Annotated in this window: 16 protein-coding genes, 1 tRNA gene and 1 pseudogene; 7 read left to right on the top strand and 11 right to left on the bottom strand. The window is 66.6% G+C overall.

Annotated features, from left to right (window positions below; translation table 11 throughout):
- Nucleotides 1-197 precede the first annotated feature (197 nt).
- From VGV41_RS01095 to sseA, 3 genes are read left to right on the top strand one after another with little or no spacing between them, the layout of a single operon-like run.
- A complete protein-coding gene (locus VGV41_RS01095; protein WP_326861799.1) occupies nt 198-1,238 on the top strand; it encodes a cysteine synthase A in 1,041 nt (346 codons plus the stop codon).
- A 2-nt stretch (nt 1,239-1,240) separates the two neighbouring features.
- A complete protein-coding gene (locus tag VGV41_RS01090) occupies nt 1,241-1,957 on the top strand; it encodes an alanyl-tRNA editing protein (protein WP_326861798.1) in 717 nt (238 codons plus the stop codon).
- 24 nt (nt 1,958-1,981) lie between these two features.
- Complete coding sequence (gene sseA, locus VGV41_RS01085; RefSeq protein ID WP_326861797.1) at nt 1,982-2,833, top strand: 3-mercaptopyruvate sulfurtransferase; 852 nt, start codon at nt 1,982-1,984, stop codon at nt 2,831-2,833.
- A 9-nt stretch (nt 2,834-2,842) separates the two neighbouring features.
- Here the strand turns inward: sseA and VGV41_RS01080 are convergent, their stop codons facing one another.
- The 4 genes from VGV41_RS01080 to VGV41_RS01065 form a co-directional block, all read right to left on the bottom strand.
- Nucleotides 2,843-3,625 (bottom strand): amino acid ABC transporter ATP-binding protein, encoded by a 783-nt coding sequence (locus VGV41_RS01080; protein WP_326861796.1) that lies wholly within the window; start codon nt 3,623-3,625, stop codon nt 2,843-2,845.
- 9 nt (nt 3,626-3,634) lie between these two features.
- Nucleotides 3,635-4,801, bottom strand: a complete 1,167-nt coding sequence (locus tag VGV41_RS01075) for an amino acid ABC transporter permease (protein WP_414705041.1) — start codon at nt 4,799-4,801, stop codon at nt 3,635-3,637.
- A gap of 10 nt (nt 4,802-4,811) precedes the next feature.
- Nucleotides 4,812-6,005: an amino acid ABC transporter permease gene (locus VGV41_RS01070; RefSeq protein WP_326861795.1), complete on the bottom strand. Its 1,194-nt coding sequence runs from the start codon at nt 6,003-6,005 to the stop codon at nt 4,812-4,814.
- A gap of 97 nt (nt 6,006-6,102) precedes the next feature.
- Nucleotides 6,103-7,113 carry an amino acid ABC transporter substrate-binding protein gene (locus VGV41_RS01065; protein ID WP_326861794.1) on the bottom strand — a complete coding sequence of 337 codons (1,011 nt, stop codon included), beginning with the start codon at nt 7,111-7,113 and terminating at the stop codon, nt 6,103-6,105.
- Nucleotides 7,114-7,384: 271 nt separating this feature from the next.
- Here VGV41_RS01065 and metC point away from each other — a divergent pair, with 271 nt between their 5' ends.
- Together metC and VGV41_RS01055 are read left to right on the top strand one after the other, a co-directional pair.
- Nucleotides 7,385-8,569: a cystathionine beta-lyase gene (gene metC, locus VGV41_RS01060; protein ID WP_326861793.1), complete on the top strand. Its 1,185-nt coding sequence runs from the start codon at nt 7,385-7,387 to the stop codon at nt 8,567-8,569.
- Between the two features lie 291 nt (nt 8,570-8,860).
- Nucleotides 8,861-9,841, top strand: coding sequence for a tripartite tricarboxylate transporter substrate binding protein (locus VGV41_RS01055; protein ID WP_326861792.1), 981 nt, complete (start codon nt 8,861-8,863; stop codon nt 9,839-9,841).
- Nucleotides 9,842-9,865: 24 nt separating this feature from the next.
- On the opposite strand, the gene VGV41_RS01050 is transcribed toward VGV41_RS01055, so the two are convergent.
- The 6 genes from VGV41_RS01050 to VGV41_RS01025 form a co-directional block, all read right to left on the bottom strand.
- Nucleotides 9,866-10,195 (bottom strand): lipid-A-disaccharide synthase N-terminal domain-containing protein, encoded by a 330-nt coding sequence (locus VGV41_RS01050; protein ID WP_326861791.1) that lies wholly within the window; start codon nt 10,193-10,195, stop codon nt 9,866-9,868.
- Between the two features lie 47 nt (nt 10,196-10,242).
- Entirely contained in the window at nt 10,243-10,974 is a 732-nt protein-coding gene (locus VGV41_RS01045) for a glycosyltransferase family 2 protein (protein WP_326861790.1), read from the bottom strand.
- 41 nt (nt 10,975-11,015) lie between these two features.
- Nucleotides 11,016-11,855, bottom strand: coding sequence for a phosphatase PAP2 family protein (locus tag VGV41_RS01040; protein ID WP_326861789.1), 840 nt, complete (start codon nt 11,853-11,855; stop codon nt 11,016-11,018).
- Entirely contained in the window at nt 11,852-13,573 is a 1,722-nt protein-coding gene (locus VGV41_RS01035; RefSeq protein WP_326861788.1) for a glycosyltransferase family 39 protein, read from the bottom strand. The genes VGV41_RS01040 and VGV41_RS01035 overlap by 4 nt, the downstream gene beginning before the upstream one ends.
- Before the next feature lie 71 nt (nt 13,574-13,644).
- On the bottom strand, nt 13,645-15,699 hold the full coding sequence (pbpC, locus tag VGV41_RS01030) for a penicillin-binding protein 1C (RefSeq protein ID WP_326861787.1): 2,055 nt from the start codon (nt 15,697-15,699) through the stop codon (nt 13,645-13,647).
- Nucleotides 15,696-20,912 carry an alpha-2-macroglobulin gene (locus tag VGV41_RS01025; RefSeq protein ID WP_326861786.1) on the bottom strand — a complete coding sequence of 1,739 codons (5,217 nt, stop codon included), beginning with the start codon at nt 20,910-20,912 and terminating at the stop codon, nt 15,696-15,698. The genes pbpC and VGV41_RS01025 overlap by 4 nt, the downstream gene beginning before the upstream one ends.
- A gap of 277 nt (nt 20,913-21,189) precedes the next feature.
- Here VGV41_RS01025 and VGV41_RS01020 point away from each other — a divergent pair.
- Nucleotides 21,190-21,266 (top strand) — tRNA-Arg (locus VGV41_RS01020).
- A 79-nt stretch (nt 21,267-21,345) separates the two neighbouring features.
- Nucleotides 21,346-21,588 (top strand): hypothetical protein, encoded by a 243-nt coding sequence (locus tag VGV41_RS01015; RefSeq protein ID WP_326861785.1) that lies wholly within the window; start codon nt 21,346-21,348, stop codon nt 21,586-21,588.
- 496 nt (nt 21,589-22,084) lie between these two features.
- Here VGV41_RS01015 and VGV41_RS01010 read toward each other — a convergent pair.
- A pseudogene (locus VGV41_RS01010) lies at nt 22,085-22,275 on the bottom strand (hypothetical protein); the annotation flags it as partial.

Here is a 22,275-nt window from a genome sequence, read left to right as displayed (position 1 = left end):
TCTTTTGCGCCGCCCGGACTTTTGCCCCGGCGCCGGTAAGAAGTGGTGAACAAGCACCTGATACCGCCGGGCTTTCGCCGCGGTATGGTTTCGGGACAGTTTCCAGCAGGCCGCTTATGCGAGCGATCGGCGGCCCTTGTGACCCCACAGGGCGTCCACTAGGTTCCGAAGGTCACTTTCGAAGCCGGAATTCGGGTATGCGCGTCCGTAATGGGATCATCGAGGCCATTGGCCATACGCCGCTGATCAAGCTCGAGCGGGCCTCGGCCGAGACCGGCTGCACCATCCTGGGCAAGGCCGAATTCATGAATCCGGGCGGCTCCGTCAAGGATCGCGCCGGCCGCCAGATGATCCTCGAAGCCGAAGCCCGCGGCGAGCTCGGGCCCGGCGGCGTGGTGGTCGAGGCGACCGCCGGCAACACCGGCATCGGCCTTGCTCTGGTCGCCAATGCGCGCGGCTACCGCACCATCATCGTCATTCCCGAGACGCAGAGCCAGGAGAAGAAGGACGCGCTACGCCTGTTCGGCGCGGAGCTCGTCGAGGTGCCGGCGCTGCCCTACTCCAACCCCGACAATTATCAGCACGTCGGCCGCCGCCTCGCCGAACAATTGAAAAAAACCGAGAAGAACGGCGTCATCTTCGCCGACCAGTGGAACAACCTCGACAACAGCAAGGCGCATTACGTTTCCACCGGCCCCGAGATCTGGGACGAGACCGGCGGCGAGGTCGATGGCTTCATCTGTTCGGTCGGCTCCGGCGGCACGCTGGCCGGCGTGTCGCGCTATCTGAAAGAGAAGAACAAGAACGTGACCATCGGTGTCGCGGATCCGCGCGGCGCTGCGATGTATCACTACTTCAACGATGGCGAGGCGAAATCAACCGAAGGCGGCTCGATCACCGAAGGCATCGGCCTCGGCCGCGTCACGGCGATCGTCAAGGAGATGATGGTCGACAAAGCCTATCTCATTCCCGACGAGGAGGCGGTGCCGCTCGTGTTCGATTTGCTCGAGCACGAAGGTCTTTGTGTCGGCGGCTCGTCCGGCGTCAACATCGCCGGCGCCATCAGATTGGCGAAGGATCTCGGCCCCGGCCACACCATCGTGACGGTGCTCGCCGATTACGGCACGCGCTACCAGTCGAAGCTGTTCAATCCCGACTTCCTGCGCTCGAAAAAGCTGCCGGTGCCGGATTGGCTCGAACGCAGAATCGACATCAAGCCGCCGTTCGTGGGCAAGTGACGATGCCGACCGACTGCCTCTTTCGCGACGATTCCTATCTCAAGAGCTGCGAGGCGCGCGTCGTGGCGATTACCGATCAAGGCGGCATCGTGCTCGACCGCACGGTCTTCTACGCGAATTCCGGCGGGCAGCCGGGCGACACCGGCACGCTGACGACATCCGACGGGCGCCGCGTGACCATCGCAAATGCCGTCTACACCGACCGCGGCAAAACCGAGATCGCGCATGTGCCCGCCCCCGACGCGCCGGCGCTCGCGGTCGGCGATGCGGTCACGGCCGCGATCGATTGGGACAAGCGTTACGGCCGCATGCGCATGCACACCGCGCTGCACCTGCTGTCGGCGGTGCTGCCTTATGCCGTCACCGGCGGCTCGGTCGGCGACGCCGACGGCCGGCTGGATTTCGACATTCCGGAAGCGGGCCTCGATAAGGACGCGATCGCGACCAGGCTCGCCGGCATGATCACCGCCGACGCCGCCGTCTCGAGCCGCTGGATCAGCGACGCCGAGCTCGAGGCCAATCCCGGCCTGGTCAAAACCATGTCAGTGAAGCCGCCAATGGGCACCGGCCGCGTCCGGCTGATCGAGATCGCATGCCTCGACCTGCAACCCTGCGGCGGCACGCATGTGCGGCGCACCGGCGAGATCGGCGCGGTACAGGTCACCGGCGTCGAGAAAAAAGGCAAACAGAACCGCCGCGTCCGCATTGCGTTAGCATGACGTGAACAGATCGGAAGGCAGACAATGACCAATTCCCTCCCCAGCCGCTGGTTGCGCTCGACCGAATGGCTCGCGGGCGAACTCGGCAAGGACAATGTCGTCGTCGTCGACGGCTCGTTCTACCTCCCGGCGATGAAGCGCGACGCCAAAGCCGAATATCTCAGTGGCCACATTCCCGGCGCCGTGTTCTTCGATATCGACGCTATCGCCGACCATTCCACCGACCTGCCGCACATGCTGCCCGGACCGACGCAGTTCGCCGAGATGGTCGGCGCACTCGGCATCGCCGACACCGACACCGTCGTCGTCTATGACGGGCACGGACTGGGCGGTGCGCCACGCGTGTGGTGGATGTTCGGCATCTTCGGGGTGAAGAACGTCTTCATCCTCGACGGCGGCCTCCCCGCCTGGACGGCGGAAGGACGCAAGACCGAGGGCGGCGCGGTCAAGCGCGCACCGCGCAAATTCAACGCCACGATGCAGACCAGCGCAGTGGCGATGGACACCGACGTGATGATGGCGATCAACGACGGCAAGACGCAGATCGTCGACGCCCGCCCGGCCGGGCGTTTCGCCGGCCGCGACCCGGAGCCGCGACCGGGCCTGCGCGGCGGCCACATGCCGGGTGCCAAGAACATTCCGTCGTCGGCGCTGATCGAGAACGGCCGTCTCGTTTCGACCGACAAGATCGCCGCGGCCTTCGCCAAGGCCGGCGTCGACCTCGATCAGCCGACCATTTCGAGCTGCGGCTCCGGCGTATCCGCGGTGATCCTCGCGCTCGGCTTCGACGCGCTCGGCAAGCCGCTGCCACGCATCTACGACGGTTCGTGGACCGAATGGGGCGGCCGGCCGGACTTTCCGGTGGAGAAGGATTGAGAGAGCGCGTCAGCGAAGAATCTGACTGAGGAACAGCTTCGTCCGCGCGTGCTGCGGATGATTGAAGAATTCCTCCGGCTCGTTGGTCTCGACGATCTGTCCTTCGTCCATGAACACGATGCGGTTCGCCACCTCGCGGGCGAAGCCCATCTCGTGCGTCACGCACAGCATGGTCATGCCGTCCTCGGCGAGCGACACCATGGTATCGAGCACCTCCTTGACCATCTCCGGATCGAGCGCCGAGGTGGGCTCGTCGAACAGCATGATCTTCGGGCTCATGCACAGAGCCCGCGCGATCGCCACGCGCTGCTGCTGGCCACCCGAGAGCTGGCCGGGATACTTGTTGGCCTGCTCGGGGATCTTCACGCGCCTGAGATAATGCAGCGCGACCTCCTCGGCCTGCTGCTTCGGCATCTTGCGCACCCAGATCGGCGCCAGCGTGCAGTTCTCCAGCACGGTCAGATGCGGGAACAGGTTGAAGTGCTGGAACACCATGCCGACCTCGCGGCGCACCTCGTCGACCTTCTTCAGGTCGTGGGTGATCTCGACGCCGTCGACAACGATGCGGCCGCTCTGGTGCTCCTCCAGTCGGTTGATGCAGCGGATCATCGTCGATTTGCCCGAGCCCGACGGTCCGCAGATGACGATGCGCTCGCCACCCATGACGCGCAGGTCGATGTCGCGCAGGACGTGGAAGGTGCCGAACCATTTGTTCAGCTTGACGATGTCGACGGCGACCGGATTGGAGAGCCGCGCCGGCTTGCCGACCGCATTGCGCTCAAGCGTGCTCATGGCGGCCCCTTACCGTTTTTCGCCCTTGCTCAGGCGCGCTTCCGTGGCCCGCGCGTAGCGGGACATGCCGTAGCAGAAGACGAGATAGAAAATCGCGGCGACCGCATAGCCGGTGGTCGAGGTCACCGGCGTCGCCCATTTCGGATCGACGCGCGACACCTCGACGGTGTTGAGCAGATCGAAGATGCCGATGATGGTGACGAGCGAAGTATCCTTGAACAGGCCGATATAGGTGTTGACGATGTTCGGGATGGTGATGCGCAGCGCCTGCGGCAGGATGATGAAGCGCATCATCAAGGGATAGCTCAGGCCGACCGCCATGGCGCCCTCGTACTGGCCCTTGGAGATCGCCTGCAGGCCGGCGCGCACGACCTCCGCCATATAGGCGGAGGCGAACAGCGCGATGCCGATCATCGCCCGCACAAGCTTGTCCGGCTCGTACTGCTGCGGCACGAACAGCGGCAGCATCACGCTCGCCATGAACAACACCGTGATCAGCGGCACGCCGCGCACGAACTCGATGAAGACGGTCGAGAACAGCCGCACCATCGGCATGCGCGAGCGGCGGCCGAGCGCCAGCACGACGCCGATCGGCAGCGACACTACGATCCCGACTGTGGCAAGCACGATGGTCACCAGCACGCCACCCCACAGCACCGTGTCGACCACCGGCAAGTCGATCGCGGCAAAGCCGTGCAGCAGGATGAAGGACACGATCGGCAGCACGATGAAGAAATAGAGGATGCCGAGATCGCGGCGCGGCGCCCGCAGCCACAAAAGCCACACGACGCCGACCGCGAGCAGCGCGAAAAACAGGTCGACGCGCCAACGCTGCGGGATCGGATAGGACCCGTAGGTGAAATAAGCGAGCCGGTCCTTGACGAAAGGCCAGCATGCGCCGACCTCATGATGCACGGTCGACATCAGGCACGCGGTACGGTCGCTGCCGGTCCACACGGCATCGACGAAGAGGAAGCCGATCACGCCGTAGAGAATCCAGACGACCAGCGCCAGCACGACGACGGTCAGCGCGATGTTGGACGGCGTCGACAGGAGGTTGGCGCGCACCCAGGCGACCGCGCCGGTCATGCGCGCCGGCGGCGGCTGCGGCCCAAGGAACTGCGACCGCACGAAGCGGAGTTCGGTGACGGCGAGATCGCCTGCGGCCATGGTCATGGTGGCGCCCTCACCGCTCCACCAGCGCGACGCGCCGGTTGTAGAGGTTCATGGCGAACGACGTGACCAGGCTGATGGTGAGGTAGACCAGCATGGTGATGGCCACCACCTCGACCGCCTGGCCGGTCTGGTTGAGCACCGTGCCGGTGAATATCTGCACCAGGTCGGGATAGCCGATGGCCACCGCCAGCGACGAGTTCTTGATCAGGTTGAGATACTGGTTGGTCAGCGGCGGCACGATCACGCGCATGGCCTGCGGGATGACGACCAAGCGCAATGTGGGGCCGGGGGTAAGGCCGAGCGAATAGGCCGCCTCCGCCTGCCCGCGCGCGACCGCGAGGATACCGGCGCGGACGACCTCGGCAATGAAGGCGGCGGTATAGGTGGTGAGGCCGAGCAGCAGCGCCACGAACTCCGGCTGCAGGTCGACGCCTCCGGTGATGTTGAAGCGGCCAGCCTGCGGCATATCGAAGTGGAGCGGTCCGCCGGCCGCGAAAAAGGCGGCGAGCGGCAGGCCAACGATCAGCACGAGGCCAAGCCAAAAGACCGGCAGCTGCCGGCCAGTGCGCATCTGCCGCCGCCGCGCCCAGAGGTGCAGCGCGACCGTGGCGACGATGCCGATGGCGAAGGCGAGCTCGACCCAGCCGAAGCCGGCCAAAGCCTGCGGCTTGGGCACCATCAGCCCGCGATTGTTGAGATAGACGCCGCCGCCGAAAACAAGGCTGTCGCGGATGTTCGGCAGCGCCTTCAAGACGGCGTTGTACCAGAACAGGAGTTGCAGCAGCAGCGGGATGTTGCGGATGGTCTCGACATAGCCGCTCGCGGCGCGGGCGACGATCCAGTTGGTCGACAGCCGCGCAATGCCGATGACGAAGCCGAGGATGGTGGCAAGCACGATGCCGAGACCGGCGACCAGCAGCGTGTTGAGCAACCCAACCCAGAAGGCCCGGCCGTAGGTCGATCCCGACGAGGTGTAGGCGATGAGCGTCTGGCTGATATCGAAGCCGGCGGTCTGGTTCCAGAAGCCGAAGCCGGAAGCGATGTGCGCCTTCTGCAGGTGATCGGCGGCGTTGGTGACGGCGCCATAGACGAGCAGCGCGACCCCGGCGGCGAGCACGATCTGATAGACGAGGCTGCGGACCCTCGGGTCGTTGTAGAGGGGAACGCGCGGCGGGCGCGCTCCCGTCACTTGCTCGCTCGCCATCGGCCCCTCATCGGGCGCGCTCGCTGCGCCCGTCGTGTTCATCCGCGGCCGTCGGCGACTGTCCCCTCACACCGCCGTCGTCGCAAGACATGCCGCTTTAGCGGATCGGCGGCGCGTATTGCAGGCCGCCTTTGGTCCACAGGCGGTTCAAGCCACGGTCGATCTTGAGCGGCGAGCCCTGCCCCACATTGCGCTCGAACGACTCGCCGTAATTGCCGACCTGCTTGATGATTTTCACCGCCCAGTCCTTCGACAGGCCGAGTTGCTCGCCGTAATTGCCCTCGGTGCCGACGAAGCGCTTGATATCGGGATTGGTGGCGTTCGCCTGCTGGTCGATGTTCTTCTGCGTCAGCCCGAGCTCCTCGCCGTCGATCATCGCGAACAGCGCCCATTTGACCACGTCGAACCACTGATCGTCGCCGTGCCGCACCGCTGGTCCGAGCGGCTCCTTGGAGATGATCTCGGGCAGGATCATGTGGTCGCCGGGATTGGCGAGGCGCAGGCGCTCGGCGTAGAGGCCGGAGGCGTCGGTCGTGAAGGCGTCGCAGCGTCCGGAGTCGTAGGCCTTGATCGCCTCATCGGAGGTGGCGAAGGTCACCGACTTGAGCTGCATGTTGTGGGCGCGGAAATAGTCGGCGAGGTTGAGCTCGGTCGTCGTGCCCTGCTGCACGCACACCGACGCGCCGCTCAGTTCCAGCGCCGAGTTCACCTTCAGGTTCTTGCGCACCATGAAGCCTTGGCCGTCGTAATAATCGATGCCGGTGAAGTTGAGGCCGAGGGTGGTGTCGCGCGATGACGTCCAGGTCGTGTTGCGCACGAGGACGTCGACCTCGCCGGACTGCAGCGCGGTAAAACGGTCCTTGGCGGTCAGCGGGAAGAACTTCACCTTGGTGGCGTCACCGAGCACCGCGGCGGCGATCGCGCGGCAGACGTCGACGTCGAGACCGGTCCATTGCCCTTGTGCATCGGGCATGCCGAAGCCGCCCAGCATGCCGTTGGCGCCGCAGTTGAGGACGCCGCGCTCCTTCACCGTCTTGAGCGTCTGCGCGGTGGCGCCGTGCGCCACCATCATCAAGGCAAGCGCGATCAATGCTGCCAGTCGCTTCATCGGAGTTCCCCTTCTACGCGGCACTCGCCGTTGTCTGCGGCCGGTCCGAGGAGATCCGGCCGCAGCGCGGCCGCACCCCGATGTGCTCGCCGCCTGCGTTTGCAGGTCGCGGCGGAGCGCGAAAACCAGCCTCACCCAGCGTGATTGTTGCCGGTTCGCATTCCAGAACGAACGGAACGCAAGGTCAAGGGGTTGACGCTCGCGGCCAAAGCCCGCGTATATGCCGCGTTCCAACCTCTGCCATTGCCTGCCCTTTCGACGGACCAGCGACATGACGAAACCGCCGAAGACACCGGTCAAGCCGGCCACGCGCCTGGTCAATGCCGGCCGCGACCCGCAGAGCTACTACGGCTTCGTCAACCCGCCGGTCTATCACGCCTCCACCGTCCTTTACCCCACCGCCGAGGACCAGGTCGCGCACCGCTCGCGGTATCAGTACGGGCGGCGCGGCACGCCGACCACCGAGGCCCTGGAGAACGCGCTGCGCGAGATGGAGGGCGAGGCCTGCGCCGGCGTGGCGCTGCTGCCCTCCGGTCTCGCCGCCATCACCACCGCGCTGATGTCGGTCGCCGGCGCCGGCGATCACATCCTCGTCACCGACAGCGTCTACCGCCCGACGCGCAATTTCTGCGAGGGCGTGTTCAAGCGCATGGGTGTGGAGACGACCTATTACGATCCGCTGATCGGCGACGGCATCGCTGCACTGTTCCAGCCGAACACACGCGCGGTGTTCACCGAGGCGCCGGGCTCGCAGAGCTTCGAGATGCAGGACATCCCGGCGATCGCCAAGGTCGCGCATGACAGGGGCGCCGTCGTGCTGATGGACAACACCTGGGCGACGCCGCTCTATTTCGACGCTTTCGAGCACGGCGTCGATCTGTCGATCCAGGCTGGCACCAAATATATCGGCGGCCACTCCGACATCATGTTCGGCTGTGTCGCCGCCAACGCAAAGACGCACGGCCCGCTGAAGGAGACCTACCACGCGCTCGGGCTCTGCGTCGGGCCGGACGACATCTATCTGGCGCTGCGCGGGCTGCGCACCATGGGCGTGCGGCTCGCGCGCCATAACGAATCCGGGCTCGCCATCGCCCGCTGGCTGGAGAGCCGCCCGGAAGTCAGGCGCGTGTTGCATCCCGGTCTGCCGAGCGATCCGGGCCACGCCATCTGGAAGCGCGATTTCACCGGCGCCTGCGGCTTGTTCAGCATCGTGCTCGAGCCCTGCCACGACAAGGCCGTCTACGCCTTCATGAACGAGCTGGCGCTGTTCGGCATGGGCTTCTCCTGGGGCGGATTCGAAAGCCTCTGCATCCTGTTCGACTGTGCCGAATACCGGACCGCAACCCTATGGGCGCCCGGTGGCCCGACGCTCCGCCTGCACATCGGGCTCGAAGATCCCGGCGATCTCATCGCCGATCTCGAGCGCGGCTTCGCGGCGATGAAGGCTGCGAGCTGAATGAGCGCGCTGCCGTGCATTACGGCAGGCATTGTCCGTTTCTCAGGCACGCGCGAACAAGCAATGCGTCGACGCATGGTGAAATTGGCACAGGCATGTCGCCGGCGGTCTTGACTTGCTGATACGCCACCTTCCTAATTCGCCTCGCTGGGGCGATGTTGTTTCCGTGCCGTCGTGCGACCGCGTGGTGAATGTCGCTCCCCCGCCGATTGTTCTTGCGAGGGAGAGATCTGCATGTCGGAACAAACGCCGTCCCGGTTGAGAGTCGCAAGGCCTTCCCATCTCGGCGCCATGCGGTCATGGCGCCTCTCGGCCCCGGCGGCGTTCCTGGCGCTCGCCACATTGCTTGGCGGACTTGCCCAGCCGGCGCATGCTCAGGCGATTTACCCGACGCGTCAGGTCCGTGTCATCGTTGCATTCGCGCCCGGCGGCATTGCCGACGTGATCGCACGCGTTATCGGCCAGAAGCTCAGCGCCAAACTCGGCCAAACCTTCGTGATCGAGAATCGTAGCGGCGCCGGTGGCGAACTCGGCGCGAAGGTCGTGGCTGGAGCCCCGTCGGACGGCTACACGCTGCTGGCGACGACGTCTGCGGTCGCCATCAACGCGCTGGCGATGAAGAACGCCATCGATCCGCGGACGCAGCTCACGCCGGTGGCCGTGGTCGCCGTCGCGCCGATGATCTTCGTCGCCAAGAAGGGCGTGACGGCGCCGGACCTGATGACCTATGTGCGGGACGTGAAGAAGGGGCGGTTCACCTATTCATCGGCCGGCGTCGGCACTGCCGAACATCTGACGTCGGAATACATCTACCGGAAAACGCCCGGCCTCGAGGCGACGCACGTCCCCTATGCAGGCGGCGTCGAAGCGGTGAATGCCGTCATCAGCAACACGGTCGACCTCGCGACCGCGACGATCCCCTCGGCACTATCGCTGATGAAGAGCGGCGATTTGCATCTGCTCGCCATCGCCTCGCACGAGCGCCTGACATCCTTGCCGAACGTGCCCACGCTCAAGGAAGCGGGCTTCGGCGATATCGCCGCGGCCTCCTGGATCGCGATCTTCGGTCCGCCGGGTTTGCCGGCGCCGGTCGCCGACAAGTTGAACGCCGAGATCAATGCCGCGCTGCGCGAACCCGACGTCAGCAAGAAGCTCGGGGGCCTCGGCTTCGTCGCGCAGCCTCAGTCGCAGCAGGCGTTCAAGGCGAGCCTGGATGCGGAGGTCGCCAAATGGGGCGAGATCACCAAGACCGTCGGCTTCTCGCCGAACTGAGCCGCGGCGGAGCGCCGGCCGCGTTCACGCCGGCGCGCCCTGCCCGCCGTTGCGCAGCACGAATTGTAGATTGCGCAGATAGACGAACACGCCGAAGGCTTGGCCGACGATGAAGACGGGATCCTTGCGGTAGATGGCGTAGCCGAGCAGCATGAAGCCGCCGCCGATCGAGAACACCCAGAACGCGGTCGGCACCACGCTTCTGCCCGCGCGCTCGGAGGCGATCCATTGCACCACGAAGCGCATGGCGAACATGCCCTGCGCCACGTAGCCGACGAGGATGCCCCAATCGGCGTTGCCGAGGAACACGTCGTGTAGATAGCCGCCGACGGCCTGCGCGATATCGACCAGCATGGATTCTTCCTCTGAGTGCTGCGCTGCGGACGTTCCGCGGCCGCGCGCTAATCATCAACGATCTCCGGCACGCGTTTCCTGCGCCGGATCAGCCACCACACACCGGCGAGGTCGAGAATGCCGACCCACAGCCGGTCCCACATCCCGTAATTCGACACGCCGGCGCCGCGCGGCCGGTCGACGACATCGACATAACCGATGGCAAACCCCTCGCGTTTGACCAGCGCCGGCAGAAAGCGATGCAAACCATCGAAATACGGCAACCGCAGGAACACATCGCGGCGGAACGCCTTCAACCCGCACCCGGTGTCGCGGGTGCCGTCACGCAGCACCGTCCCGCGCACCGCATTGGCGATGCGCGATTGCAGCTTCTTGAACCCGCTCGCCTTGCGGCCGACGCGCTGGCCGGCGATCAGCGCCACGCGCGGGGCGTCCGCCTCGAGCGCGCGCAGCATCGCCGGGATGAAAGCGGGATCGTTCTGCCCGTCGCCGTCGATGGTGGCTACCAGCGCGCCGCGCGCCGCGGCGACGCCGGTGCGCACGGCCGCCGATTGGCCGCAGGACTGCGCATGGCGCACCCGGCGCAGCCACGGATACTGCGCCATCAGCCGCTTCAGCTCGGCCTCGGTGCCATCCGTCGAGCCGTCGTTGACGTAGACAACCTCGAAGGTCCAGTGCCCTTCGAGCGCGCGCGCGATCTCGCCAACGAGCGGCGCCACGTTGCCCGCCTCGTTGCGGACCGGCACAACGACGGAGACCGCCGGTTCATTCGTCGTCATGGTCGCTGGTTCCGTCGGCCCCCCGGCCGTCGCGGTGCTTCTTAGTCAGCCAGGACAGCCCGGGCAACTGCTTTGATCCGTCGCCGCGACGGGCCGGGATAGAGGTGCGGCACGCCGTCCGGGCCGTAGGAAAAGCCGAGCCGGCGCATGGCGAACCAGCGGCGCACCATCAGGGCGCCGACCGTGCCGACCAGGGCGCCGGTCAGGACGTCGGTCGGGTAATGCGCCGTCACCACCACCCGGCTGAAGACGATGAGCAGGGCATAGATCAGGAAATAGGTGCGCGTGCGCGGCCACAGCGAGGCAAAAGCGACCAGCACGGCGAACACGTTGGTCGCATGGCCGGACGGCAGACTGGCATAGTCCGGCCGCCAGACGAGCAGGTGGAACAGTGTCGGATCGAGGTGCCCGCCAACGAAGGGTCGGGCGCGGCCGATCAGGCGCTTGATGATGGTGTCGAACAGGCCGGGTATGGCGATCGCCGTGAACAGGAAGCCGACGCGGACCATGATCGCCGCGAGCACGCGCTGCTGCACCGGCGAGGCGATCGGCGGCAACGCGGCCAGCACGAGGAACAGGATGCCGAGCGGCCACAGGAACCAGCCGGATTTGCCGTAATCGGTGATCGCGTCGAAGAAGGAATGCAGCCAGTGCGGCAGTTGCTGCACGGCGCGGGCGGCCGGCCCGTCGATGAAGACCATGCCGAGCACGAAGATGACGAGCGCGGCGACCGTGGCGATGGCCAGCTCGCGTCGCGGCAACAGCCATGGCGTCTTCGGATCGATGCGCACCGGCCGCACGAGCACCGCGAGCGCCCTGCCGACATTGGCGAGACACCGCCGCCACACGGCCATCGGCACGGCGACGTCCTCCGCGCTCATGGCGCCGCCGACCGGAATAGCGTCAGCACCACCCGCTTGCCGATGCTGATGTTGTAGCCTTCGACCCGCTGCATCAGCGCGTAACGCACGCCGAGCGCGTTGGCGCGCTGCACGAAGCCGCGTTCATTGCGCGGATCGATGAGCGCGAAGTGGCAGGCGCCCGCGCGCAGGAAATCGGCTGCGCCCGCGCCGTCGGTGAAGCGCGTATGCGTGCCGAGCAGGAAGACGAGGCTCGGCTCCTGATAGGAGTAGGTCGCGGCGACGTGCGGATTGCTGCAGCCGGTCGCATCGACCTGGTCGGCGATCAACTGGCTCGGGAACAGCGACGGGATCGACGGGAAGGCAATGGCGTAGATGGTGATGGCGACGAACACCGATGCCATCATCGCGCGCAACAGCGCCCGCTCCGCCCCGTCGGCCTCGTAAAGCCACCAGGCGAACAGTGCGAGGATGATCGCCACCGTCGCGGTCGGCCAGGCGAGCAGCCCGAGCTCGCGATTGAAGATGACGAAGGCGACCACCGCGGCCACCGAGATGATCGCCGGAAACAGGAACCAGCCAACCGTGCCGCGGATCATCCAGCGGTATTTGGCGAGCGCGCCCGCCTCAAGAATGCCGGCGATCAGGATGGCGACCGCCGGATAGAGCGGCAGCACGTAATGCGGCAGCTTGGTGATGACGATCTCGAACACGATCCAGGATGGCAGCAGCCAGGCGAGCAGAAAGCGCGCCCCCGGTTCACGGCGCGCTTTCCAGATTGCCGGCACCGCCGGCGCCGCCAACACGCAGCCCGGCCAGAAAGTGATGAAGAACAGCAGCAGATAGGTGCCCGGCGGCGCGCCATGCGCCTCCTGCCCGCTCGTCACCTTGTCGAGCATGTCGTGGCCGAGCGCCTGCACGAAGAAGCTGTCGCCCGACTTCATCACGATGGCGACGAACCATGGCAGCACCAGCAGCAGCAGCCAGGCGAAACCGACCACCGGCTTGAGCCGCCAAACCCATTTGCCGGAGCGGTCGGCGAGCGAGAGCGTCAGCGCCGTGAGGCCGATGAACATCAGGATCAGCGGCCCCTTGATCAGCACGCTTGCCGCCGCCGCCGTCCACAAGAGCGCCGGCATGGCCCAGCCGGTGTCCTCCTCCGGATGCCGTCGCGCGCCGAGATAGAGCCGCGCCATCGCACCCATGACGGCGACGCAGGTGAACAGCAGCATGGCGTCGGTCTTGGCGAGCCGCGCCTCGACGCCGAGCAAGACCGAACTCGCCATCATCAGCGAGGCGAGCAGCGCCGAGCGTCTGGTAACGAAGGCGAGCGCGGTCCAGTACGTCAGAAGCACGGCTCCGGTGGCGCCGAACAGCGACGGCAGCCGGTAGAGCCAGATCGTGGTGCGCGCCTCCGAGACGCCGAGCGCCTCTCCGGCCTTCACGCCGGCGGCCTGCAGCCAATAGATGCCGACCGGCTTTTTGTAGCGGACCTCGTCCTGAAAATGGATGTCGACGTACTGCCCGCTCTCCAGCATCTGCTTGGTGGCCTGAGCGAAGCGGGCCTCGTCGCGGTCGACCGGCGGGATCTGGAAGAAGCCTGGCAGGAAGGCGAGCACGGCGAAGCCGATGAGCAGCGCCACGGCGCGCAGATGCGAGGCGGTCGCCCAGTCCAGCGCCGCCGCCAGCCCACGGCCCGGCGAAGCCGGGACACCTGCGTCTCTCGTGGTCGTGCTCATGGGTCGGGAAGGACTACCGCTGATATCGCCGGGCGGGACATAAGCCCAAAAGGGACGGGCTGTCACCGCACCTACTGCAATCGGACGGTGACTGTGTCCGCGGCGCCTCGCCCGTCCATGACGGTAAGCCGGACGAAGCCCGGTCCGTCGGGATGGAAGAACAGGGTGTGCCGTCCGGGGCCCGGGTGCAGCGGCATGCCGTTGACCATGATGGTGAGCGGCCCCCGCCCCCCGGTGAATTTCAGCGGCAGGCCTTCCGCCGGATTGCCGCCGAGCTCGAGCCGGGCGCCGTTCGGCGGAAACATGATGCGCGGCGGATCGCCCTTCATCGCCGCCATGGCGGCCGGGACAAAGCGGCGCAGCGGTGGCGGCAGCCGTGCACTGGTGCTGAACAGCACGCCCTTCGGTGCGTGCGGCAGCCCCGCCGGCAGGAGCCCGGTGCGGGCGAAAGCGTCGAACAGGATCGGCGCGGCGCTGGCGCGGCCGACCAACCCCGGCACCGGCGCGCCATCGGGCCGCCCGACCCAGACGCCGATGGTCATACGGCCGTCGAAGCCTACCGCCCAGGCGTCGCGGTAGCCGTACGACGTGCCGGTCTTGAAGGCGACGCGCCCGCCCGGAGCATTATCCGGGGGCGGCGCGCCGACGAGGATGTTGCCGACATACCAGGCGGCGACCGGATCGAGCAGCCGGTGTCCGGCGCCCGCGGTCGTCTGCCCCTGCCGCTCGATCAGCGGCGCGGCCTCGCCGAGCCTGGCCAGCCCGGCATAGAGCATCGTCAGGTCGGCAAGCCTGATGCCGACGCCGCCGAGCCCCATCGCCAGCCCTGGCGCCTCGCCTTGCGGCAGGACCAGTGCGGCACCGGCTTCATTGAGGCGCGCCGCCAGGCGGTTGACACCGACCTTGTCGAGCACGGCGATGGCGGGAACGTTGAGCGAGAATTGCAGCGCGCGGCGCACCGTCACGGTGCCCTGGAACGTCAGGTCGAAGTTCTCCGGCGTGTAATTGCCGTACCGCACCGGCCGGTCGTCGATCAAAGTTTCCGGATGGATCAGGCCGTCCTCGAAGCCGAGGCCGTAGATGAACGGCTTGAGCGTCGAACCCGGCGAGCGCAGCGCCTGCGTCATGTCCACCTGGCCGGAGCGCGAGGCGTCGAAATAGTCGGCGGAAGCGACGCGCGCACGCACTTCGTTCGTGCTGTTGTCGACGGCGACGATGCCGACGGAGATGCGCGGCCCGAGCGCGTGTGCCCGGTCGCGCGCCAATTCTTCCAGCGTCTTCTGCAGGTCGGCATCGAGCGTCAGGCGGTGCGCGCGCACATTCGGGTCGCTTGAGACGACCTCGTCGGCCACGTTCGGCGCCAACGCCGGCAGCTCCCTACGCCCTTGCGGCACCGGCTGCCGCTTGGCGAGCTTCACTTCGTCCTGCGGAATGGCGCCGGCATCGGCGACCCGGTCGAGAACCAGGTTGCGGGCCGCCAGCGCCTCCCCCGGATAGCGGTCGGGCCGGCGCGCCTCCGGCGCCTGCGGCAGGGCCACCAGAAGGGCCGCCTGGGCCAGCGTCAGCTTCTTCGGCTCTTTGCCGAAATAAGCCAATGATGCCGCACGGATACCCTCCAGATTCCCACCGTAAGGTGCAAGTGTAAGATACAGGGATAAGATCTGATTTTTATTGAGTTTTTCTTCTATCTGCAGCGCCCGGGTGATCTGCCGCAGCTTCGCGTAGAAGCTTCGGTGCCGTCGCGGCTCCAGAAGCCGCGCCACCTGCATGGTGAGGGTGCTGCCGCCGGAGACGATGTGCTGCTCACTCACCAGCTGATAAGCGGCGCGGGCAAGCGCCAGCACGTCGACGCCATCGTGATCGTAGAAGCGCTTGTCCTCGTAGGCGAACAGCATCCTGAGGTAAGTCGGATCGACGTCTGAGGGCGTCGCCGGCAAGCGCCAGCGCCCTTCCTTGTCGGCATAGGCGCGCAGGAGCTTGCCGTGCCTGTCGAGCACGAGGCGCGAGTAATCCATGTCCTGTCCGAGCGGCACCGGCCCGAGCGAATAAACCCACGCACCGCAGGCAATCGAGCACACGGCCACGACGCCGCCCAAGGCCGACAGGATGGCGTGCCAGCGCTTCATTTCGCGGACGTCACCTCGATGGTTCCGGTACCGGTGCGGGCGAAGCGATCCGGACGATACATGTCCTCGACCGTCGCCTGCGGCAGCACGTAATGACCAGGCGACACGGCCCGTACGACATAGGCCACCGTAAACACGGGGGAGGAGTCGTGCGCGCGGTCGAATGCCGCAGTGAAACGGTCGTCGCGGAACTCGGAATGCACCGGTTCCGCTGCATTCGTGATCCAGCCGAGCGTGCCCGTGTCGCCGGATGACACGAGATGCGGATTGTCGATCTCGAAGCCGGCCGGCAGATAATCGGCAACGATGATGCGGCCGAACTGCGGCTGCATTTCCGTCATCGTCAGGACGACGACGAAGCGGTCATTTTGTTTCGCCTTGCCCGGATCGGCGGGCTCACCGGCGAGCGTGTAGAACTTGCGCTCGATCTTGAAGCCGTGCTCGGCCACGGGCTCGGGCTTGACCGGCGCGCCGCTGACCGAGACGACGGTCTGCACCGTCCCCTCGCCCGCGTTGGCAATGGCGAAGCTCCTGTCGAGTGCGGCCGGGCCGAAACTGCGGTAATACGCGCCCTGCCGCTTCTGCCCGTCGATATCGAGCGAGATCGTCGCCAGTTGCTTTGCGAGCGAACGGGCCGCGAGCACCAGCCACGCATCCTCCTGCGTCGAGGTGGCGCTGAACGCCTGCCGCGAGGCATCGATGCGCAGCACGGCGTTATCGATCGTCGCCTGCGGCGCCCTGCCCTCGGACGCGAGCGTCACCAGCGCCGCCGCATCGCGCAGTTGCGAACCGAAATCGGTGCGGCCGAAGTCGAGCGCCGGTGTCGGCTTCGGCGCGATGGCGTCGAGCGCCGCCGTGTAGGCACGGTCGGCGCGGTTGCGGTCGCCGAGCATGGCGAGCGCCGCCGCGATCTGCGCCTTGGCGATGGGCGTGGCGAAGTCGGAGAGCTTGGTGTCGGCGTAATAGCGCAGGTCGCCGATCGGCGCGGCGCCGTTGCGCGCGAGCACATAGAGCGCGTAGGCGAGCTCGCGGCCGCCGTTCTTCGACGGCTCCGGCGCGGTGGCGACGTAATTGCGCAGCCGATCGACCGCCAGCGTATACGCGGTCTGCGGCACGTCGAAGCCCTTCTCGCGCGCCCGCGTCAGGAAGTCGGTGACATAAGCATCAAGCCATACGTCCTCGCCGCCAGCCGACCAGAGTCCGAACGAGCCGTTCGAGCCCTGCCGCGCCAGCAGGCGCGGGATCGCGTCCTTCAGCCGCGTCTCGATCTCGCCGTCAGGCGCCAGCCGCGCCTCGCCGGCGAGCTCGTTGAGATAGAGCATGGCCATCGCCTTGCTGGCGATCTGCTCCGAGCAGCCGAAGGGATAGCGGTCGAGCGCGTTGAACAGGCTCGCGGCGTCGAGCGAGGTCGAGAGCGCGACCGAAAGCGCCGCGCGGCCCGTGCCCGGCACGAAGTCGGCGAACAGGCTCTTGTCGAGCGTGAGCGTGCCGCCCTTGGCCAGCGCCGCCACGGTGCGGCGGGTGAGTATCTGGTTGGCCGGCCTGACGTCGAGATCGTACGAGCGCGCCAGCGTGAAGCCATTGGGGCCGCTCACCGTCACGTCGACGTGCCCGCCGCCGGCGCCCGAGGCCGACACCGGCAGGGAGACGCGGCTCCTCTGCTTCTGCGCCAGCATGAGCACGTGCGGCTTGCCATCGGTGAACGCGACCGGGCCGTCGGCGGCGACATTGATGCTGTAGTCACCGGCGGCGCCCTCGACATTGTCGAGCTCGAGCTGCACCGCGCCGCTATCTCCTGTGCGCAGGAAGCGCGGCAGTGTCGCCGTGAGCACCACGGGATCGCGCACGACGACATCGGTCGAGGCCTTTCCGACCTTGTCCTTGCTCCAGGCCACCGCCATCACCCGCACGGTGCCGGCGAAGGCCGGGATGTCGAAGGTGGCCTGCGCCTTGCCGTCGGGGCCCACGGTGACGATGCCCGAATAAAGTGCCAACGGCGCCTGCGTCGGCGGCGAGCCGGACAATGCGGCCGCGCCCATGTCGCCGCCGGAGCGGATCGCGCCGCGCGCGCCCTGCATGCCGTCGATCAGTTGCCCGTAGAGGTCGCGGATCTCGGCGGTGAGCCGCCGCTGGCCGAGATAATAATCGTCCGGCGCCGGCGGCTTGTAATTGGTGAGGTTGAGGATGCCGACGTCGACCGCGGCGACGACGACCCGCGCCTCCTCGCTCGGCGCAAGCCCGCCGATCTCGATCGGCACCGTCATGGTCGCATTCGGCCGCATGGTGGCGGCCGGCTTGAGAGCGACCTTCAGGAGATGTGCGGCCTTGTCGATCGAGAACCACTGCACGCCGATGGCGCGGCCGGGCATGCGCTGCGCCGGCGCGTCGAGCGGCCGGCGCAAGGTGGCAACCATATAGGCGCCGGTACCCCAGTCGCGGCCGACCACCATCTTCAAATTCGCCGTGCCGGCAGGCACGTCCTGCGACTGGCTGGCGACGAGACGATCGGTGAAGACGTTGAGCGTCAGCCGTCCCGCGGTACGCGCGGTGACCGCGACGTTCATGGTGTCGCCGCCGGCATAGCCCGGTCTGTCGAGCGCAAGCTCGAGCAGGTCGGGCGTGTCAGCGCTCGACTCGGCGTAGAAGCCGGCATCGAAGCCGAGCGAGGTCATCATCGCGTCGCCATTCGACACCTCCAGGCGATAGCGGCCCCACTTCACCGGCAACGACAGGCGCGCCGGCTTGTCGGCGGCAACGTCGAGCGTGCCGTCGGCGACCTTCTCGGTGCGGCGGATCGGCTCGAACTCCCACTGCCCATTTTGCCGGTACCACTGATAGCTCGTCTCGATCTTCAGCAGCGCGTAGTGCAGGCCCTTCTGCGCCAAGGTCTTGCCGTCGGGCGCCACCATGACGACGTCGAAGTCGGCATTGGCGCCGTCTTCCAGCGAGCGGCCGGAGAACGCGGGCTTGACCCCGATCATCGCCGCGGCCGGCCTCACCGGCAGCGTCAGTTTGCGTTCGACGCCGCGGCCGCCCGATTCCGACATGGTGATGGCGATCTTCGCCTCGAGCGGACGCGAGGTGTCCGGCACGTTGTCGAGCGCGACTTCGAACGTCGCCTTGCCGGTCTCGTCGGTCGCGGCAAGATCGCTGAGCTCCTGCCGCACCGGCTGCACGTCATCGTCGGCTGCGCCGAAGGCGTAGCCGGGGAAGCCGGCGCGCGCGCTGGCCACCGCGATGGTGACGTCGCCGGACAGATCGAGCTGCGAGGCCGGCGCGCCGTAGAGGAAGTGTCCGTCAACGCTGACCTCGGCCGGCTGCTGCGCCGAAATGCCGGTCGCCTTCGAGGTCAGATCGAACTCGACGCGGTCGGGCACATAATCTTCGACCATGAAGGTCGTCTCGCCGATCGCCGGCCGCTTTGGATCGGTGTAGGCGCGCACGCGCCAGGTGCCGGTCATCGCCGAGGACACCAGCGGGACATCGAGCGCGCGGCCGCCGAGGCCCTGATCTGAGACCAGCGCGCGGCGATAATCGACGCCGTCCGGGCGCTCGACGACGAGCGTCAGCGGCACATTGAGCGCCGCTGCCCCACGCGCGTCGCGCAACAGCGTCGTGATGTGCACGGTCTCGCCGGTGCGGTAGACGCCGCGCTCGGTGTAGACGAAGGCGTCGAGGCCGACCGGCACCGGCCGACCGGCGACGCCGCGATCGGACAGATCGAATGCCGGCGCCTTGAGACTCAGGAAGGCGTAGTCGGCCTTCTCGCTCGCCACGACGGCCGCCGGCGACTGGCCGCCCTCGCCGCGCGTCAGCCCCGCCTCGAAATGCGCGTGCCCGAACTGGTCGGTCTGGCGGACGGCCAGCACCTCGTTGTTGCGCGCGATGAGCCGCACCTCAGTCTTGTCTTTCGGTTCCGCGGAAGCGAGCGAATGCACGAACACGTCGACGCCGTCATGCGCGGTGTAGGCGGTGAGCCCGAGATCGGAGACGATGAACCACTGCGTCGCCTGCGCGTCATAGTCGTTGTCGGTGAGCGCATCCTTCGGCGTCGCGATCATCGCGTAGACACCGGGGCCGATGTCCTTGAGCGCCTCGCCGACCGGGAAGGCCGTCGTCACTTCCGTGTTGAGCTTGGGCTCTACCTTGAGCTCGCCGCTCCACACCTTGCTGCCGCGTTCGGAGGCGATCTGCTCGGCCTGATAGCGGGAGAGATTGCGCTGGAAGTCGTAGCCGAGCACGGTGTCGATGAGATTGCGGTCACCGATGCGGTAGACCGCGACGGTCACCGCCGAGGTGTTGACGCTCAGCACCGGAATGCCGCGCTGGCCGGTGCGCGGCAAAACGTAGGCCTTGCCGGAGAAGCGCACGAACGGCTTGCGGTCTCGCACGAAGATTGTGAACTCGGTCGACTTCGACAGCGTCTCGTGGACAGTCGACGGCAGCCCGGCGCGCAAAGTGATCTGATAGCGCTCGCCGTGCTTCAGGCCCTCGACGCAGAGTTGCTTCTCGTTGACGGAGAGCGCCGGGCGGTCCTGCCCGAGCACCGCGACAAAGGGCGAGAAATCGGTGCCCTTGGCCGGCAGCAACTCCGAGAACTGGAAGCAGGCGCGCGGCGACACCGCATCGGAATCGACGGAGTAGTCGAGCATGCGAAAGCCGTGCTCGAGGCGCAGTCGCTCGTAGCGGCCGCGCAGGTCGGCGCTCTCGCGCGCCTCGAGTGCGATGCGCATGGCGTCGAGCGCCGGGCGCCACTGGCGCTGGTCGGCGAGCGTGTCGCCGAGCACGGTCAGGCTATCGGCCTCGACGGTGCGGTCCTTGCCGCGCAGATAACCAATGTAGGCCGAGGTCGCGGCGCGATCGAGCAGGAACGCCTTCTCCTTGTCGTCGCGCGGCTTGATCTGGCGGATGCTGCGCGCCAGCCGCAACCAGTTGGCGCCGTCGTCGGGCGCGACGGCAACGAGCTGGCCGAGCACGACCATGCCGGCGCGGAAATCGTTCTTCTGAAAAGCGGCGTCGGCGTCTTTGCGCAACTGCGCAGCCGGCTTCGTCACCTTGCCGGCGTCGCTCTTGATCTGCGCCTCGAGCTTGACCGCCGCCTCGTCCAGTCGGCTGAGCTGAAAGTCCTTGACCTTGGCATCCTGCGCCGTGGCCGGCAGGATCGCGAAGGCGATGAGCGCGGCGGCGAGACCGGCGCGGACCAGCGTGAGCATTCCGAGAACCTCCGAGGACGACGCGGATTCGCAACTATCATGTCAGGCGCGGACCGTGTCGAGCGCATGGCGGTGCGACGACACCGACGGCCTACCGGCGGCGGCACGCCTTTATCCGTTGAGTGCGAAGGTTAGGGGCGCCGGTTCAAACGTCAATTGATCTGCGTCAGCAAATTCCGGCAAGCCATTGATAAATAAAAGCTATATTTCCAAACAGAGCAGCCCGGAGCCGCCGCTTTCAATCGTCACGCGGCGCAGGTAAACCAGACTTGCGAACGACCCCGTAGCTCAGCCGGATAGAGCATCAGCCTTCTAAGCTGAGGGTCGCTGGTTCGAATCCAGCCGGGGTCGCCATCTTTTCAATGACTTAGCGGCGGATCATCCGGCCTAGGCTTCCCAGATATGCTCCATGGGAATATCAGGGGAAGCGAAAATGCCTGGGCACCTCACCCTCCGCCGCACGAACATTCCCGGCGCTGGCACCGATGATTGGTCCGTGATCCTCGACGGTAAAGAGGTCATTGGCCGCATCTACAAGGCACCGAACCGACAGGGCAACGCGTGGTTCTGGGGGCTGACCATGTTCCCTAGTTCGGCGGCAAACACCGGCTATGCGTCCCACCTCGACGAAGCAAAGGCCCGGCTAAAGGCCAGGTGGCACGTCCTGAACCGCTGAGCGCGGTGGTCCCTCAAAATTCACGAAAAATTAGGAACCGTATTCTACCGCCAGCATTGACCCGGCGGCGATCTCGCGAGCCCACCCTTACCCCCCCGAAAAAACCCGGCTCGCGGGGTCGCCGCTCCGGTGTCCCATGTATCGCGTACTCGAACCAATCGCGCAGGTGCTGACAGTCTTAGCGGTCCCCGCCGCGTTGATTGCGGCCGTGCTGGTCTTCCGTTTTCAGTTCGGCGCCTGGTGATGACGGCCGTATTGCGACTCAGACGAGCCCCGTGGCTGAATGCGCTCGCTGGTCGGGTCGGTCCCCCTTACCCATTCCTTGGCCCGACCGGCTCCTGTGGAAATGTGGTAAGCCCCGGCCCCATTGGCCGGGGTTAGCTTTTGCAGAATAGAAAACGGCCCCGGTGGGGGTGCCGGGGCCGCTCTCAGGAGGTTCGGAGACCGAAGTTGACGTGTAGTGCGCGTCAGATAACGCGGACCGTGGCCGATGGTTTCAGGCTACGCGAGCGGCGTAATCCAGCACGCCATCGACAAGCGCCCTGATCTTCATGTCGTCCCAATCGAGGTCTTCGGCGGGCACGTCCCAAAGTTTCGAAGACATCCGAACAAGCTGCGCCTTGCACACAAGGCCGTCCGGGGTGTGGGCCGGAAGGTCCATCACGCGACGCATGGGGGCATCCATTT

The organism is Pseudolabrys sp. (assembly GCF_035943735.1).
In the GTDB taxonomy this organism is placed as follows: domain Bacteria; phylum Pseudomonadota; class Alphaproteobacteria; order Rhizobiales; family Xanthobacteraceae; genus Pseudolabrys.
Note: the sequence above shows the minus strand (reverse complement) of the source record. Positions and strands in the feature narration are given on the sequence as shown.

Coding starts and splice junctions, on each gene's coding strand:
- VGV41_RS01095 (WP_326861799.1), top strand. CDS start 198: ATGCGCGTCCGTAATGGGATCATCGAGGCCATTGGCCATACGCCGCTG.
- VGV41_RS01090 (WP_326861798.1), top strand. CDS start 1,241: ATGCCGACCGACTGCCTCTTTCGCGACGATTCCTATCTCAAGAGCTGC.
- sseA (WP_326861797.1), top strand. CDS start 1,982: ATGACCAATTCCCTCCCCAGCCGCTGGTTGCGCTCGACCGAATGGCTC.
- VGV41_RS01080 (WP_326861796.1), bottom strand. CDS start 3,625: ATGAGCACGCTTGAGCGCAATGCGGTCGGCAAGCCGGCGCGGCTCTCC.
- VGV41_RS01075 (WP_414705041.1), bottom strand. CDS start 4,801: ATGACCATGGCCGCAGGCGATCTCGCCGTCACCGAACTCCGCTTCGTG.
- VGV41_RS01070 (WP_326861795.1), bottom strand. CDS start 6,005: ATGGCGAGCGAGCAAGTGACGGGAGCGCGCCCGCCGCGCGTTCCCCTC.
- VGV41_RS01065 (WP_326861794.1), bottom strand. CDS start 7,113: ATGAAGCGACTGGCAGCATTGATCGCGCTTGCCTTGATGATGGTGGCG.
- metC (WP_326861793.1), top strand. CDS start 7,385: ATGACGAAACCGCCGAAGACACCGGTCAAGCCGGCCACGCGCCTGGTC.
- VGV41_RS01055 (WP_326861792.1), top strand. CDS start 8,861: ATGCGGTCATGGCGCCTCTCGGCCCCGGCGGCGTTCCTGGCGCTCGCC.
- VGV41_RS01050 (WP_326861791.1), bottom strand. CDS start 10,195: ATGCTGGTCGATATCGCGCAGGCCGTCGGCGGCTATCTACACGACGTG.
- VGV41_RS01045 (WP_326861790.1), bottom strand. CDS start 10,974: ATGACGACGAATGAACCGGCGGTCTCCGTCGTTGTGCCGGTCCGCAAC.
- VGV41_RS01040 (WP_326861789.1), bottom strand. CDS start 11,855: ATGAGCGCGGAGGACGTCGCCGTGCCGATGGCCGTGTGGCGGCGGTGT.
- VGV41_RS01035 (WP_326861788.1), bottom strand. CDS start 13,573: ATGAGCACGACCACGAGAGACGCAGGTGTCCCGGCTTCGCCGGGCCGT.
- pbpC (WP_326861787.1), bottom strand. CDS start 15,699: ATGAAGCGCTGGCACGCCATCCTGTCGGCCTTGGGCGGCGTCGTGGCC.
- VGV41_RS01025 (WP_326861786.1), bottom strand. CDS start 20,912: ATGCTCACGCTGGTCCGCGCCGGTCTCGCCGCCGCGCTCATCGCCTTC.
- VGV41_RS01015 (WP_326861785.1), top strand. CDS start 21,346: ATGCCTGGGCACCTCACCCTCCGCCGCACGAACATTCCCGGCGCTGGC.